The sequence below is a fragment of the Blastococcus sp. SYSU DS0552 genome (genome assembly GCF_054050815.1).
In genome coordinates, this window is record NZ_JBJHAB010000021.1 from 17931 (window position 1) to 32521 (window position 14591).

At 74.0% G+C, this 14591-nt stretch carries 14 protein-coding genes; 4 read left to right on the plus strand and 10 right to left on the minus strand.

Annotated features, from left to right (window positions below):
* Positions 1-68 precede the first annotated feature (68 nt).
* Genes ACI8AG_RS17725 through ACI8AG_RS17735 form a run of 3 tightly spaced genes read right to left on the minus strand, consistent with a single transcriptional unit; the run spans position 69 to position 2524 of the window.
* A complete protein-coding gene (locus ACI8AG_RS17725; RefSeq protein ID WP_456598050.1) occupies positions 69-500 on the minus strand; it encodes a hypothetical protein in 432 nt (143 codons plus the stop codon).
* Between the two features lie 3 nt (positions 501-503).
* Entirely contained in the window at positions 504-1721 is a 1218-nt protein-coding gene (locus ACI8AG_RS17730; RefSeq protein WP_456598051.1) for a DUF885 domain-containing protein, read from the minus strand.
* A 23-nt stretch (positions 1722-1744) separates the two neighbouring features.
* Positions 1745-2524 (minus strand): isoprenyl transferase, encoded by a 780-nt coding sequence (locus ACI8AG_RS17735; RefSeq protein ID WP_456590557.1) that lies wholly within the window; start codon positions 2522-2524, stop codon positions 1745-1747.
* Between the two features lie 131 nt (positions 2525-2655).
* Here ACI8AG_RS17735 and trhA point away from each other — a divergent pair, with 131 nt between their 5' ends.
* Complete coding sequence (gene trhA, locus ACI8AG_RS17740; RefSeq protein WP_456598052.1) at positions 2656-3468, plus strand: PAQR family membrane homeostasis protein TrhA; 813 nt, start codon at positions 2656-2658, stop codon at positions 3466-3468.
* Positions 3469-3671: 203 nt separating this feature from the next.
* Here trhA and ACI8AG_RS17745 read toward each other — a convergent pair whose 3' ends face one another.
* From ACI8AG_RS17745 to mca, 3 genes are all read right to left on the minus strand, one after another.
* The gene (locus ACI8AG_RS17745) at positions 3672-4925 is read right to left on the minus strand and encodes a geranylgeranyl reductase family protein (protein ID WP_456598053.1); all 1254 of its coding nucleotides are present in this window, start codon (positions 4923-4925) and stop codon (positions 3672-3674) included.
* A gap of 120 nt (positions 4926-5045) precedes the next feature.
* Positions 5046-5369, minus strand: a complete 324-nt coding sequence (locus ACI8AG_RS17750) for a hypothetical protein (protein WP_456590554.1) — start codon at positions 5367-5369, stop codon at positions 5046-5048.
* Positions 5366-6253, minus strand: a complete 888-nt coding sequence (gene mca / locus ACI8AG_RS17755; RefSeq protein ID WP_456590553.1) for a mycothiol conjugate amidase Mca — start codon at positions 6251-6253, stop codon at positions 5366-5368. The genes ACI8AG_RS17750 and mca overlap by 4 nt, the downstream gene beginning before the upstream one ends.
* A 249-nt stretch (positions 6254-6502) precedes the next feature.
* On the opposite strand from mca, the gene greA reads away from it, so the two are divergent.
* Both greA and ACI8AG_RS17765 read left to right on the plus strand, forming a co-directional pair.
* Positions 6503-7006, plus strand: a complete 504-nt coding sequence (gene greA / locus ACI8AG_RS17760; RefSeq protein ID WP_456590552.1) for a transcription elongation factor GreA — start codon at positions 6503-6505, stop codon at positions 7004-7006.
* Between the two features lie 4 nt (positions 7007-7010).
* The gene (locus ACI8AG_RS17765) at positions 7011-7358 is read left to right on the plus strand and encodes an RNHCP domain-containing protein (protein WP_456590551.1); all 348 of its coding nucleotides are present in this window, start codon (positions 7011-7013) and stop codon (positions 7356-7358) included.
* Between the two features lie 143 nt (positions 7359-7501).
* On the opposite strand, the gene ACI8AG_RS17770 is transcribed toward ACI8AG_RS17765, so the two are convergent.
* From ACI8AG_RS17770 to ilvA, 4 genes are all read right to left on the minus strand, one after another.
* Positions 7502-9559: a M3 family metallopeptidase gene (locus ACI8AG_RS17770; RefSeq protein ID WP_456598054.1), complete on the minus strand. Its 2058-nt coding sequence runs from the start codon at positions 9557-9559 to the stop codon at positions 7502-7504.
* Between the two features lie 309 nt (positions 9560-9868).
* Positions 9869-10675, minus strand: coding sequence for an ABC transporter permease (locus ACI8AG_RS17775; RefSeq protein WP_456598055.1), 807 nt, complete (start codon positions 10673-10675; stop codon positions 9869-9871).
* Positions 10672-11670 carry an ATP-binding cassette domain-containing protein gene (locus ACI8AG_RS17780; RefSeq protein WP_456598056.1) on the minus strand — a complete coding sequence of 333 codons (999 nt, stop codon included), beginning with the start codon at positions 11668-11670 and terminating at the stop codon, positions 10672-10674. The genes ACI8AG_RS17775 and ACI8AG_RS17780 overlap by 4 nt, the downstream gene beginning before the upstream one ends.
* A 145-nt stretch (positions 11671-11815) precedes the next feature.
* Positions 11816-13042: a threonine ammonia-lyase gene (gene ilvA, locus ACI8AG_RS17785; RefSeq protein WP_456590547.1), complete on the minus strand. Its 1227-nt coding sequence runs from the start codon at positions 13040-13042 to the stop codon at positions 11816-11818.
* A 70-nt stretch (positions 13043-13112) separates the two neighbouring features.
* On the opposite strand from ilvA, the gene ACI8AG_RS17790 reads away from it, so the two are divergent.
* Positions 13113-14591 carry a sigma 54-interacting transcriptional regulator gene (locus tag ACI8AG_RS17790; RefSeq protein WP_456598057.1) on the plus strand — a complete coding sequence of 493 codons (1479 nt, stop codon included), beginning with the start codon at positions 13113-13115 and terminating at the stop codon, positions 14589-14591.

Below are 14591 nucleotides of genomic sequence, written 5' to 3' on the forward strand. Positions count from 1 at the left end.
GCGCGACAGCATCCCTCCGCCCGCCGACAGCTTCCACCGGTTTCGCCGACGGCGTCAGCGCCGGCCCCTCACCGCCACCGGTCGGTGCCGTCGGACCGGCGGCGCAGCGCGGGACGCTCCACGGTGTCGGTGCGCTCGCCCGGCGGGGGCCACCGTCCCGCGTCCCGCGTCCGACCGTCCTCGGCCCACGGGTCGTCGGCCCGACCGTCCTCCGCCCACCTGTCGTCGACCCACCGGTCCTCGGCCTCCTCGTCGTCGGCCCACCTGTCCTCGGCCCACTCATCGGCCGATCGACCGGGGCGCCGGGAACCCGCACCGCCGGCCCGCGACGCCCGCCGGGGCCGCAGGGCGACCAGCGCCCACAGGGCCGGGACCACCAGCACCGGCCACTGCACCGCGGGGTCGCCGAACCGGAGCATGCCGGCCACCAGCAGCAGGGCCAGCCAGCCCGCGGTCCACAGCCCCAGGAACCGCGCCTGCGCCGGGGAGCGGGCTGCCACGGGTCAGGCGGCCGGGATCTCGGCGGCGATCCGCTGCGGGGTCAGCGGCTCGTCGAGCAGACGGAGGAAGCGGTCGGCGACCGGCTGGTCCGCCGGGCGGGCGGCCAGCCACCGCGTCAGGAGGTCGAACCCCTCGACGTAGGTGGAGATGTAGGCCCGCCACAGCGGGTCGGTGAGGAAGCGGATCTGCTGCCGCGCACGCTCGGGGCTCACCAGCGCCCACCGCTGCAGGTAGGCCGCCACCTCGTCGGCCCCGGCGCCCCGGTCGTGCAGCAGCACCGCGGCGTCCTGACGGACCCGGTTGAGCGGCGCGGCCGCCACCGCGATCCGCTCGGCCAGGTCGCCGTCGAACCGCAGACCGAGGTCGCCGAGGATCTCCGCCGACCAGCTCCCCCAGCCCTCCCCGATCGCCGCCGGGACGCCGAGGTCGGCGAGCCCCTCGGCCATGAGGCACTCGGGGGTGTTGACCAGGAAGACCGTGTGCTCGATCCGGCCGGCCCGCTCGACGAGCCCCTGCTCCTTGCGGCAGTGCTCGGTGTGGTGCCCGGGATAGGACTCGTGCGCCACCAGGTGCGCGAGCTGGGAGAGCCGGTGCGGCAGATCGGCGTTGATCGCGACGCGGGAGCGGTAGCCGCCCTCGTAGTAGTTGAACCCCGACCACGGCTTGTCGGTGACCACCTCGTAGCGGACCGTCTCGACCTCCGGGAGGCCGTACCGGCCACGCACCCGGTCGCGCAGCGCGCTGGACAGCGCCTGCACCGCGCTCTCCAGCCGGTCCGGCGGGCACTCCTCCCGACACCGGTGCGCCGCGTACCGCTCCGCGAGCGACCCGTCGCCGGGCAGCAGGGCGTCCAGCTCGGTGTGTGCGGCGGCGTAGGCGGCCTCGTCCCCCAGCTCGACGTCGACCTGGAAGTAGGCGCGCACCTCCTCGACGAAGCCGACCGGCTCGCCGCTCATCTTCCGCGCGCTGCACTCCAGACCGGTCAGCTGCCCGCGCAGGAAGGACGTGCGCTCCTCGGGGAGCCCGGCGGCGTCCAGCTCGCGCAGCAGCTCCCGCGCGCGGTCGCGCAGCTGCCGCGGCGTGGGCGCCGGCTCGTCCTGCACCTGCGCGCGGATCCGGGGATCGCCGGTGTAGGCGTCGACGAAGCCGGCCTCCAGGCGGTCGAAGCGCAGCCCCAGCCGCACGTACTCCAGGGCGACGTCGAGAGCTCCCGCGGTCATGGCGGCCAGTCTCCCAGCCACCGTCACCCGCCGAAGCGGCGGTGCCGGGCCGAGTAGTCCCGCAGCGCCCGCAGGAAGTCGACGCGGCGGAAGTCGGGCCAGTAGACGTCGGTGAAGTGGAACTCGGCGTTGGCCGTCTGCCACAGCAGGAACCCCGACATGCGCTGCTCGCCGCTGGTGCGGATGACCAGGTCCGGGTCGGGCTGACCACGCGTGTACAGGTGCTCGGCGATGTGCTCGACGTCGAGCACCTCCACCAGCTCCTCCAGCGAGGTGCCGCGGGTGGCGTGCTCGGCCAGCAGCGAGCGCACCGCATCGGCGATCTCCCGCCGCCCGCCGTACCCGACCGCCAGGTTGACCGTCGCCCCGGGGCGGTCACAGGTGTCCCGCTCGGCCTGCTCGAGCACGGCGACCGTGCGCGCCGGCAGCACCTCCGGCGCCCCCATGCTGCGCACCCGCCAGCGCCGCCCCGGCCGGGACAGGTCGACGGCGACGTCCTCGATGATGGCCAGCAGCGCGTTGAGCTCGGACTCCGGCCGGCGCAGGTTGTCGGTGGACAGCATGAACAGGGTGACCACCTGCACGCCGGCGTCGTCGCACCAGCCGAGCAGGTCGGCGATCTTCGCCGCGCCCCGGCGGTGCCCGTGCGCGACGTCCTCCAGCCCGATGGCGCGCGCCCACCGCCGGTTGCCGTCCATGATCACGCCCACGTGCCTCGGCACGTCCGCGCCTTCCAGCGCCCGCGCCAGGCGCCGCTCGTAGACCTGGATGAGTGCGTCACGGACCCGCCGGCGCACCCCCACGACGGTCACCCTAGTGACAAGGACCCCGCCCTACTCGCCACTCGCAGGCGCGCGGCGAGCCACGGGTCGCGGCCGCGCACGTCACAGCCGCCCCGGATGACGCCGGACCGGCCCCTCCGTAACCTCAGAGCATGAGCGTCCCCCCCAGCGATCGCACGTCCGTACGGGTGGAGGCCGACGGGGCGGAGCTGGAGGCCCCGGCCGAGCAGGCGGTCGCCGCCGTCGCCTCGGAGGGCCAGCAGGTCGAGCAGGCGTGGACCGCCGAGGACTTCGCCGACGACGACTGGGAGCACCCCGACACCCGGCCGCGCGCCCGCGGCTGGATCCACCTCTTCTCGTTCTTCGGCGCGATCGTCGCCGGTGCGGTGCTCATCCCGCTGGCCTCGGTCCAGGGCGCCCGCGCCGGGTGGTCGGTGGCGGTCTACTGCCTCACCATCTGCGGGCTGTTCGGTATCAGCGCGCTCTACCACCGCCGTCGCTGGTCACCGCGCGGCTGGAAGATCATGAAGCGGCTCGACCACTCCATGATCTTCCTGTTCATCGCCGGCACCTACACGCCGTTCGCGCTGCTCGCCGTCGACCAGCCCACCGGCTTCTGGGTGCTCGGCGGGGTGTGGGCCGGCGCGCTGGCCGGCGTCACGCTCAAGATGAGCTGGCCGACGGCGCCGCGCTGGGTGGGCGTACCGCTCTACATCGGCCTGGGCTGGGTTGCGATCTTCGTCCTCACCGACATCCTGCACATCGCCGGGGTCGCCTCGATGGTCCTGCTCGCCGTCGGCGGGGTGCTCTACACCGTGGGCGGCGTCGCCTACGCCGTGAAACGCCCCAACCCGTGGCCGGGGACGTTCGGCTACCACGAGGTCTTCCACGCGATGACGGTCGTCGCGGCGCTCTGCCACTACATCGCCGTCTACTTCGCGGTGTTCAATTCCCCTTTCGTCTGAGTGATCTGTCGTCCTCCGGACGCCACCGCGGCCAGGTGCAGTCCCGGCTTGCGCTGAGCCCGGCCCGTCGCTTCTCGGGGACCCTCCGGGCCCCTCTCGGCACGACGCGGCGTTGCCGCGTTTCCGCCTCGGCCCACGTCACGTCCGGGCTCGGGGGACCCTGCGGGCCCCTGCTCCCCCGGACCGACTGACGCCGCCCGCGGTCAGGAGAACGGGGCGCGCTCGTCGAACCGGACCGAGAGCTTCCCGGCCGTGCGCCAGGCGCGGGCGACCGCGTCGCGGTCCTCGTCGGTGACCAGGTTGCCCATGACGCGCAGCGCCACCGTCATCAGCGGCCGTGAGCGCATGCCGACCGGGCCGGCCAGGGGCAGGAACCGGGGGACGGTGAGCAGCCCGGCCAGCCGCCGGGCGATGGAGAAGGCCTCGCCGTAGTGCCGCCGCAGGGTCGCCGGCCACGCCGCCGTCCAGTCGTCCTCGCCGAGCAGCCCGGCCAGGGTCCGGCCGGTCTCCAGGCCGTAGTCGATGCCCTCCCCGTTGAGCGGGTTCACGCAGCCGGCCGCGTCGCCCACGAGCGCCCAGTTGCGGCCCGCCACCCCGGACACCGCACCCCCCATGGGCAGCAGCGCGGAGGTCACGTCCCGGACCTTCCCGTCCAGCTGCCACTCCCCGCGCCGGGTCTCTGCGTAGAACTCCAGCAGGGACTTCAGCTGCACCCCGGCCGGCCGGCGCGCGGTCGCCAGCGTGCCCACCCCCAGGTTGACCTCGCCGGCCTCCCGGCCCAGCGGGAACACCCAGCCGTAGCCCGAGAGCAGCTCCCCCTCGGTACCGCGCAGCTCCAGGTGCGAGCTGATCCACTCGTCGTCGCTGCGACCGGAGCGCACGTAGCTGCGTGCGGCCACCCCGTACGCGGTGTCGCGGTGCCACTCCCGGCCCAGCACCCGGCCCAGGGGTGAGCGGACGCCGTCGGCGACGACCAGCCGCCGGCAGGCGATCGTCGTCGTCCCGCCGTCGGCGTCCTCGAAGACGACCGCGCGCACCCGGTCCCCGTCGCGCTCGACGTCGACGGCCCGGGCTCCGTCGACCGGCATCGCACCGGCGTCGAGCGCGACCTGCCGGATGCGCGCGTCCAGTTCGGTCCGGGGCACGGCGCTGCCGTGGTCCGGGAGCGCACCGCCCGGCCAGGGCAGCTGCCACTCGCGGCCGAACCCGGCGGCGCGCAGACCGCGGTTGCGGGCCTTCGACCGCGCCCAGTCCCCCAGCCCCAGGTGGTCCAGCTCGGCGACCGCGCGCGGGGTCAGGCCGTCGCCGCAGGTCTTGTCCCGGGGAAACACCGCGGCGTCGGCCAGCACCACCTCGTGGCCGGCACGGGCCGCCCACGCAGCGGCAGCGGAGCCCGCCGGGCCGGCGCCCACCACGAGGACGTCGGTGGCGGCGGGAGCGGCGGCACTGGCTGGCACGCCGCCCAGTGTCCCCGAGCAGGTGAGCTGCCGGAGCGGCCGCCCTCCAGGAGCCCGCGCCGAACGAGCGACGCGTGGCAGGAAGAGCGGTCTGCGCCGGAGGCGACCCCGCCGGCGGGGTCAACGCCGGTCGTCGCCCTCGCGCCGGGGGGCCTCGATGGCCAGCGGCGCGCGCCGCAGCGTGTCGAGCAGTTCCTGGCCGGGCTCGCGCTCCTCGACCAGCCCGGCCGGGGAGTCGGGGACGACGACCGGCGGCTCGCGGTCGGCCGGGTCGAAGCTGCGCGGCAGCCGGTTGAGGTGGCCGCTCATCGACTTGACCAGCAGGGCCGCGGCGATCAGGAGCACCACGATCAGGAACAGGCCGAGCGGGCCGGCCTTGCCGACGTCCTCGGGGGCCTGCTGCTGGGCGGCGGCGAGCAGGCTCAGGGTCGTGGTTCCGGTCATCGGGCGGTCACCTCGCTGCGGATGCCGGCGAACAGGTCGTCCTCCGGCGTGGGGGTGTCGACCAGCGAGCGGGCCAGCTCGTAGTCCTCGGTGGGCCAGACCTGCTGCTGGGTCTCCACCGGGCACGCGAACCAGCGGCCCAGCGGGTCGATCTGGGTGGCATGCGCGATCAGCGCGGCGTCGCGCACCGGGAAGTACTCGGCGCACGGCACCCGGGTGGTGACGCGGTGGGAGATGTCGTGCGCCGGATCCCACTTCTCCAGCCACTCGGCGTAGGGCGACTCCGCACCGGTCGCGAGGATCGCCTCGTGCAGCGCCTTCGTGCGCGGCAGCGTGAAGCTCATGTGGTAGTAGAGCTTGCTCACCTGCCACGGCTCACCCAGGTCGGGGTACCGGTCGGGGTCGCCGGCCGCCTCGAAGGCGTGCACCGAGATCTCGTGCGTCTTGATGTGATCGGGGTGCGGGTAGCCGCCACGCTCGTCGTAGGTCGTCATCACCTGCGGCTTGAACCGCCTGATGAGCTCGACGAGGGGCGCCGCGGCCTCTTCCACCGGCACCAGCGCGAAGCACCCCTCGGGCAACGGCGGCAGCGGGTCGCCCTCGGGCAGCCCCGAGTCGACGAAACCGAGGAACTCCTGCTCGATCCCGAGGATCTCGCGCGCCCGCGCCATCTCCTCCACCCGGATCTGCGGGAGCCGCTCCCACACCTCGGGACGGTCCATCGCCGGGTTGAGCACCGAGCCGCGTTCACCGCCGGTGGCGGTGGCCACCATCACGCGAACGCCCTCGGCGACGTACTTCGCCATCGTGGCGGCGCCCTTGCTCGACTCGTCGTCCGGATGGGCGTGCACCGCGAGCAGGCGCAACTGGTCGGGTTGGGTCACGGGCACAGTGTCCCTCGCCGGGCGACGGGAGTGGCGGACACTCACCCGGGTGTGGCCGACGACTCGCAGGTCAGCCACCCGTCCGGGCGGAACGTGTCGTCGGTCACGCAACGACGCGCTACGGTTCCGCATCCGTCCGGGACCCGGCGCAGCGGTGCATCTGCCCGCGCCGCGGTGTTAGCTTGGCCGGATCGACCACGGTCGTCCCACACCAGGACGACGCACCCGATATCCCAGGAGTTCTCCCCCGTGTCCACCCCCACTGACGAGCAGGACCAGGGCATCTGGCTCACCCAGGAGGCCCACGACCGGCTGAAGGCCGAGCTCGACCAGCTGGTGGCGAACCGCCCGGCCATGGCCGCCGAGATCAACGCCCGCCGCGAGGAGGGCGACCTCAAGGAGAACGGCGGCTACCACGCTGCCAAGGAGGAGCAGGGCAAGCAGGAGGGCCGGATCCGCCAGCTCACCGACCTGCTCCGCAAGGCGCGGGTCGGTGACGCCCCGAAGACCGCCACGAACGCCGCCCTCGGCACGGTGATCACGATCAAGTTCGCCGGGGACGACGAGACCGAGAAGTTCCTGCTCGGCTCGCGCGAGATCGCCGGCACCACCGACCTCACCGTCTACTCCCCGGAGTCGGCGCTCGGCTCGGCGATCATGGGCGCGGAGCCCGGCACCTCGGTGACCTACCAGACGCCGAACGGCAAGGACATCACCGTCGAGGTCGTCGCGGTCGAGCCGTTCGTCCCCTGACGGGGTGGGCGAGGAAGACGTGGTAGCGCCTCGCGCCCGCTCCCGGCGGGCGGAGAACACCGGTTTCCCGTGCGTGCACTGCACGACGCCGGTGCCGGCCAACACCGACGGGCACTACCGCAACCACTGCCCGTACTGCCTGTGGTCGCTGCACGTCGACGACCTGCCGGGTGACCGGGCGAGCGAGTGCCGGCAGCCGATGGAGCCGATCGGGCTGGTGGAGAAGTCGGGCAAGGGCTGGCAGGTGGTCCACCGCTGCACGGCGTGCGGCCACCGCCAGCCCAACCGGCTGGTACGCGACGGGGACGCCCCGGACGACCTGGACCTGGTCCTCTCGCTGCCCTGGCTCTGAGCGACGGCGCCCACCGCGCCGGCGCCCCGGGCCCTGCGCCACCCGCGGGACGCCCCCCGCCCGTGCGCCGCTGTCGGAGTCGAACCCACGCCCCGGGGGTCCTGCACGACCCCCGGGGCGGACGGAACACCCCCACAGTGCGCTCAGGCGACCGGGGCCAGCCCGCGCCTGCGCAGCAGCGGTGCGGGGTCGGCCTCCCGGCCGCGGACCGCGCGGAAGGCAGCCAGCGGGTCCACCGAACCGCCCACCGCGAGCAGCCGTTCCCGGAAGAGGTCCCCGTTCTCCCGGCGCAGGCCGCCGTTCTCCTTGAACCACTCCACGGTGTCGGCGTCGAGCACCTCCGACCAGATGTAGGAGTAGTAGCCGGCCGAGTAGCCGCCGGCGAAGACGTGCTGGAAGTACGTCGTCCGGTAGCGCGGCGGCACCAGCTCCGAGGCCACGCCCGCAGCCGCGAGGGCCGCCCGCTCGAACTCCACCGGGTCCCCGATCTCGCTGTCGGGCGTGAGGCGGTGCCAGGCCTGGTCCAGCAGGGTGGCGGCCAGGTACTCCAGCGTGCCGAAGCCCTCACCCCACAGCTGCGCGGCGTCGATCGCCTCCACCACCGATGCCGGCAGCGGCTCGTCGGTCTCCACGTGCCGGGCGTAGTGCGCCAGGACCTCGGGCCAGAGCGCCCACATCTCGTTGACCTGGCTGGGGAACTCCACGAAGTCCCGCGGCACGGCGGTGCCCGCGAACCGCGGGTAGGTCACCGAAGAGCTCAGCCCGTGCAGCGCGTGGCCGAACTCGTGGAAGAGCGTGTTCACCTCGTCCAGGGTCAGCAGCGTCGGCCGGCCGTCCGGGGCGCGGGTGACGTTGAGGTTGTTGACGACGACCGGGTGGGTCCCCAGCAGCCCGGACTGACGGACGAACGAGCTCATCCACGCCCCGCCGCGCTTGCCGTCCCGGGCGAAGAAGTCGCCCAGGTACAGCCCGACCTCCGTCCCGTCGGCGTCGGTGACCTCCCAGACCCGGACGTCGGGGTGGTAGCCGACGAGGTCGGGCCGGGAGGTGAACCGGAAGCCGTAGAGCAGCTCGGCGGCCCGGAAGACGCCGTCGACCAGCACCCGGTCGAGCTCGAACCACGGCCGCAACGCCGTGGTGTCGACCGCGTAGCGCTCGGCCCGCACCCGCTCGCTGTAGTACGCCCAGTCCCAGGCCGCGAGCTCGACACCGTCGCGGGTGGCGAGCTCGCGCAGCACCTCGGCCTCGGCCTCGGCGTTCGCCACCGACGCCGGCACCATCGAGCGCAGCATCGCGTCGACCGCGGCGGTGGTCCGCGCGGTCGAGTCGGCGAGCACCAGGTCGGCGTGGGTCTCGAAGCCCAGCAGCCGCGCCCGCTCGGCCCGCAGCCGGGCGATGCGCTCGGCGACCGGTCGGTTGTCGTGCTCCCCCGCCGACGCCCGGCTCACCGACGCCTCGAACACCCGGCGTCGCAGCCCTCGGTCGCGGAGCTTGGCCAGCACCGGCTGACCGGTGGGCAGCACCAGGGTGAGCAGGTAGCCGTCGAGCCCGCGGTCGGTGGCCGCGCGCGCCGCGGCCGCCACCTCCTCCTCGCTCAGCCCGTCGAGCTCCCGGGCATCCTCGACCCGCACCGCCGCTGCCTCCGTGGCCAGCTGCAGGTTCTGCCCGAACGTCGTCGAGAGCTCTGAGAGCTCCTGGTTCAGCTCGCCGAGCCGCGCCCGGCCGCCGTCGTCGAGCCGGGCGCCGGCGAGCACGAAGTCGAGGTGGTACCGCTCCACCAGCCGCACCGACTCGGCGTCCAGGCCGGCGGTGTCCCGGGCGGCGTGCACGGCGTCGATGCGGGCGAACAGCGCCGGGTCCAGCCGCAGGGCGTCGTCGTGGGCCGCGGCGAGCGGGGCGATCTCGCGCTCGATCTCCCGCAGCCGCGGCGTCGCCACCGAGGATGAGAGGTTGCCGAACACCGACCAGGCCCGGTCGAGCAGCGCGCCGGACCGCTCCAGCGCCACGACCGTGTTCTCGAACGTCGGCTGCTCGTCCGACCCGACGATGGCCGCCACCTCCCGGCGCTGCTCGACCATCCCGGCGAGCAGCGCCTCCCGGCAGTGCTCGAGGGTGATGTCGGCGAACGGTGGCAGCCGGAACGGCAGCTCGGACGGCGCGGCGAGGGGGTTGTCGGCGGCGAGTGCCTCGGGAGTGCTCATCACCGCCATTACATCGCGATCCTCCGGATCGCACCGCCAGCACTTCGCGATCCTCCGGATCGCACCGCCAGCACATTGCGATCCTCCGGATCGCACCGCCAGCACATTGCGATCCTCCGGATCGCACCGCCAGCACATTGCGATCCTCCGGATCGCACCGCCAGCACATTGCGATCCTCCGGATCGCACCGCGGCCACCTGCCGTCCCCGACCTGCGCTGAGCCGATCCGTCGACACGTCGGGGACCCTTCGGGCCCCACTCCGCGCCGACCCGCGGCCGCAGCGGAGTGGGTACCCGGGTGGCGCTCCTCAGCGGCCGGCGGCGTGCCGGTAGGTGCGCACCGACAGCGGCACGAAGATCGCCAGGATGAGCACCACCCAGATCAGCGTGTAGAGCACCGGGTTCTGCAGCGACCAGGCGTCCGGCGTCGGCGCGAGCGGCGAGGTGTTGCCGAAGAGGTTCCGGGCGGACTGGACCACCGCCGACACCGGGTTCCACTCGGCGAAGGTGCGCAGCACCGACGGGAAGGACTCCAGCGGGACGAACGTGTTGGCCACGAACGTCAGCGGGAAGATGACGATGAAGCTGGCGTTGTTGACCACCTCCGGGGTCCGCACGAGCAACCCGACCATCGCCATGAGCCAGGAGACGGCGTAGGCGAACAGCAGCAGGACCAGGAACCCCGCGATCGCCTCCCCGACCGAGGAGTGGATCCGCCAGCCGACCACCAGGCCGGTCAGCGCCATCACCGTGATCGAGATGACGTTCAGCCCGGCGTCGGCGACAGTGCGGCCGATCAGGACCGCCGAGCGGGACATCGGCAGCGAGCGGAACCGGTCGATGAGGCCCTTCTGCAGGTCCTCGGCCAGGCTGGCTCCGGTGGTGGTGCTCCCGAGCACGATGGTCTGGGCGAAGATGCCGGGCAGCAGGAACTCGCCGTAGCTGGTCCCCGGGGGCAGCTGGATGGCTCCGCCGAACACGTACCGGAACAGCAGCACGAACATGATCGGCGACAACGTCGCGAAGACGATCAGGTCGGGCACGCGCTTGACCTTGATCAGGTTCCGCTTGGTGATGACGACGCTGTCGGACAGCGTCGCGGCCATGCTGCTCATCGGGCACCTCCGGTGACGACCGGCTCGGCCGTCGTCCCGTCGTCGGTGGCGACCTCCTCGGCCGCGCGGCCGGTCAGCGCCAGGAAGACGTCGTCCAGGTCGGGCCGGCGCAGCCCCACGTCGAAGATCTCCGGGATCCGGCCGTCGAGCCGGCGCAGCGCCTCGGCGAGCACCTCCGCGCCGCCGCTCACCGGCAGCGACAGCCGACGGGCCGGCACGTCGACCACCGGGTCCTCCACGGCGAGCGGGCGCAGCCGCGCCACGACGTCGGGCAGCACGGCGGCGTCGGTGACCGTCAGCTCCAGCCGCTGCCCGCCCACCTGGGCCTTGAGCTCGTCGGCGGTCCCGCGGGCGATCACCCGGCCGCGGTCGATGACGACCATCCGGTCGGCCAGCCGGTCGGCCTCCTCCAGGTACTGGGTGGTGAGCAGGATCGTGGTCCCACCGCCGGCGAGGTCGGCGATGAACTCCCACATGGCCAGCCGGCTGCGCGGGTCCAGCCCCGTCGTCGGCTCGTCGAGGAAGAGCACGCGCGGGCGGGCGATCAACGAGGCCGCGATGTCCAGCCGCCGGCGCATGCCACCCGAGTAGGTCTTCGCCGGCCGACCGGCCGCGGCGGACAGGTCGAAGCGCTCCAGGAGCTCACCGGCCCGCTTCCGCGACTCGGCCTTGCCGAGCCGGTACAGCCGCCCCACCATCTCCAGGTTCTCGAACCCGGTGAGGTACTCGTCGACGGCGGCGTACTGGCCGGTGAGCCCGATCGCCGCGCGCACCCGGTCGGCGTCCCGGGCCACGTCGAGCCCGACCACCTCCGCCCGGCCCTCGTCCGCGGTCAGCAGCGTGGTGAGGATGCGCACCACCGTCGTCTTGCCCGCACCGTTCGGGCCGAGCAGCCCGAGCACCGAGCCCTCGGCCACGGTCAGGTCCACTCCGTCGAGCGCGGTGGTCGCACCGAAGCGCTTGACCAACCCCTCGACGACGATCGCGTCGGTCATGGCGCGGACGCTAGGCCCGCCCACCGACAGTTCCCCACCGCTTTTCTCCGTCGCGTACATCCGCCGGCTCCTCCGTCCCGCCCCGCAGGTGCGGGACGGCAACCAGGACCGCCGGGGACCGGGGAACTCATCGGTCCGGCCGCGGCTATTCCGGCGTGACGGCGTACCCGGCCGCGCGCAGCGCCCCGATGACCTCCCCGGCGTGCGCGGGCCCGCGGGTCTCGACGACGACGAAGACCTCCACCTCGCCGATGCCCAGGCGCGTCGAGGTCCGCTCGTGCTCGACCTCCAGCACGTTGGCGCCCACCGCGGCGAGCTCGGCGAGGACGGCGGCCAGCGACCCCGGCCGGTCGGGGACGCGCAGCCGCAGGGAGAGGTAGCGTCCGGCCGCGGCCATGCCGTGCTGCACGACCTTCAGCAGCAGCACGGGGTCGATGTTGCCGCCGGAGACGACGGCGACCAGCGGGGGCTCGAACGCCCGCGGATCGGCGAGGACGGCGGCGACCGCGGCCACGCCCGCGGGCTCGACGACCAGCTTCGCCCGCTCCAGGCAGAACAGCAGCGCCCGCGAGAGGTCCTCCTCGCTGACCGTGCGCACCTCGTCGACCAGCCCCCGCACGTGGGCGAAGGTCAGGTCGGTGGGACACGGGACCGCGATCCCGTCGGCCATCGTCGACATCGACTCCAGCGCGACCGGCCGCCCGACGGCCAGGGAGCCCGGGAAGGCGGCGGCCTCCTCGGCCTGCACGGCCACCACCCGGACGTCGGGACGGCGTTCCTTCACCGCAGCCGCGATGCCAGAGACCAGCCCGCCGCCACCGGCGCAGACCAGCACCGTCGCCAGCTCCGGGCACTGCTCGAGCACCTCCAGCCCGACGGTGCCCTGGCCCGCGATCACGTCCGGGTGGTCGAAGGGGTGGATGAACACCGCGCCGGTGCGCTCGGCGTGCTCCGCCGCGGCCAGCAGCGGCTCGGCCAGCGACTGGCCGAACATCTCGACGCGCGCGCCGTACGCCTCGGTGGCCGCCACCTTGGGCAGCGGTGCGCTCCCGGGCATGTAGACCGTCGCCTCGGCGCCGAGCAGCCGGGCGGCGAGGGCAACCCCCTGGGCGTGGTTGCCGGCGCTGGCGGCGACCACGCCGCGGGCCCGCTCCTCGTCGGTCAGCCGCGCGATCCGGGTGTAGGCGCCGCGGAGCTTGAACGAGCCGGTGCGCTGGAGGTTCTCGCACTTGAGCCAGACCGGGCCCCCGACGCGGTCGGCCAGCCCCCGGGAGTGCTCCAGCGGGGTGCGGCGGACGACGCCGGCGAGGAGCTCCGCCGCCGCCGCGACGTCGGCACCGCTGACCAGGGGAGGACCGCCGGAACCTGCCATGCGTCGATCCTGGCAGGGGCCGTCGTCCGCGACCGACCAGGACGCGCGCGGCCGTCGTACCGTGGCGGGGGTGACGGACACCCCGGGTGCCACCACCGCACCGGCCACCCCCTCCCCCGCACCCACGACGCTCGGCGAACTCCGCGCGACCGGCGCCACCTCCCGCCCGGTCAAGGCCGAGATCCGCGCCAACCTGCTCGCCCGCCTGGCCGCCGGCGAGCCCACCCTGCCCGGCATGGTCGGTTTCGAGGAGACCGTCCTGCCCGAGGTCGAGCGGGCCCTGATCGCCGGACACGACCTGGTCCTGCTCGGCGAGCGCGGCCAGGGCAAGACCCGCCTGATCCGCACGCTCGTCGGCCTGCTCGACGAGTGGACCCCGGTGCTGGTCGGCAGCGAGCTGAACGAGCACCCGCTGCGCCCCATCAGCGTCTGGGCGCACCGGCAGATCGCCGAGCACGGTGACGCCACCCCCGTCGGCTGGCTGCACCGCAGCGAGCGCTTCGGCGAGAAGCTGGCCACGCCGGACACCAGCGTCGGCGACCTGATCGGCGACGTCGACCCGATCAAGGTCGCCGAGGGCCGCACCCTGGGCGACCCCGAGACGGTCCACTACGGCCTCGTCCCGCGCACCAACCGCGGCATCTTCAGCGTCAACGAGCTGCCCGACCTGGCCGAGCGCATCCAGGTCGCGCTGCTCAACGTGCTGGAGGAGCGCGACATCCAGATCCGCGGCTACCGGGTGCGGCTGCCGCTGGACCTGCTGCTGGTCGCGAGCGCGAACCCGGAGGACTACACGAACCGCGGGCGGATCATCACCCCGCTCAAGGACCGGTTCGGCGCCGAGGTGCGCACCCACTACCCCATCGAGCTCGCCGACGAGATCCGCCTGCTGGAGCAGGAGGCGCAGACCGGCGGGCTCGGGGAACCGAGCGGGCAGGACACCCTCGACGCGCCCGTCGTGCCGGCGCACCTGGTCGAGATCGTCGCCCGGTTCACCCGGCTCGTCCGCGAGTCCAGCCACGTCGACCAGCGCTCCGGGGTCAGCGCCCGGTTCGCCATCGCCGGGCTGGAGACCGTCGCCGCCTCCGCCGTCCGCCGGGCCGCGGTCGCCGGCGAGACCCGGCCGGTCGCGCGGGTGGTCGACCTGCCCAGCATCGTCCCGGCCAGCCGCGGCAAGGTCGAGTTCGCCGACGCCGGTGCCGACCCCGACGACGATCGCGAGCTGGAGATCCTGGAGCACCTGCTGCGCCAGGCCACGGCGCAGACGTTCCGCGCGCGGTGCGCGGGCCTGGACCTCACCGGCCTGCAGGAGCACTTCACCGGCGGGGAGACCGTCGAGTCCGGCGACCTCGTCCCGGCCCCGGCCCTGCTGGGCCAGCTGGGCACCGTCCCGAAGCTCGCCGAGCTGCTCGGCCGGCTCGGCGTGCCCGAGGGCGACCAGTCCGCCGAGCAGGCCGCGGCCGCCGTGGAGTTCGCCCTGGAGGGCCTGCACCTCACCCGGCGGCTGGCGAAGGACACCGACGGCGGCCGCACGGTCTACGGAGCCTGA

Coding starts and splice junctions, on each gene's coding strand:
- ilvA (WP_456590547.1), bottom strand. CDS start 13,042: ATGGCAGGTTCCGGCGGTCCTCCCCTGGTCAGCGGTGCCGACGTCGCG.
- trhA (WP_456598052.1), top strand. CDS start 2,656: ATGAGCGTCCCCCCCAGCGATCGCACGTCCGTACGGGTGGAGGCCGAC.
- ACI8AG_RS17775 (WP_456598055.1), bottom strand. CDS start 10,675: ATGAGCAGCATGGCCGCGACGCTGTCCGACAGCGTCGTCATCACCAAG.
- ACI8AG_RS17770 (WP_456598054.1), bottom strand. CDS start 9,559: ATGAGCACTCCCGAGGCACTCGCCGCCGACAACCCCCTCGCCGCGCCG.
- ACI8AG_RS17780 (WP_456598056.1), bottom strand. CDS start 11,670: ATGACCGACGCGATCGTCGTCGAGGGGTTGGTCAAGCGCTTCGGTGCG.
- ACI8AG_RS17750 (WP_456590554.1), bottom strand. CDS start 5,369: ATGACCGGAACCACGACCCTGAGCCTGCTCGCCGCCGCCCAGCAGCAG.
- ACI8AG_RS17730 (WP_456598051.1), bottom strand. CDS start 1,721: ATGACCGCGGGAGCTCTCGACGTCGCCCTGGAGTACGTGCGGCTGGGG.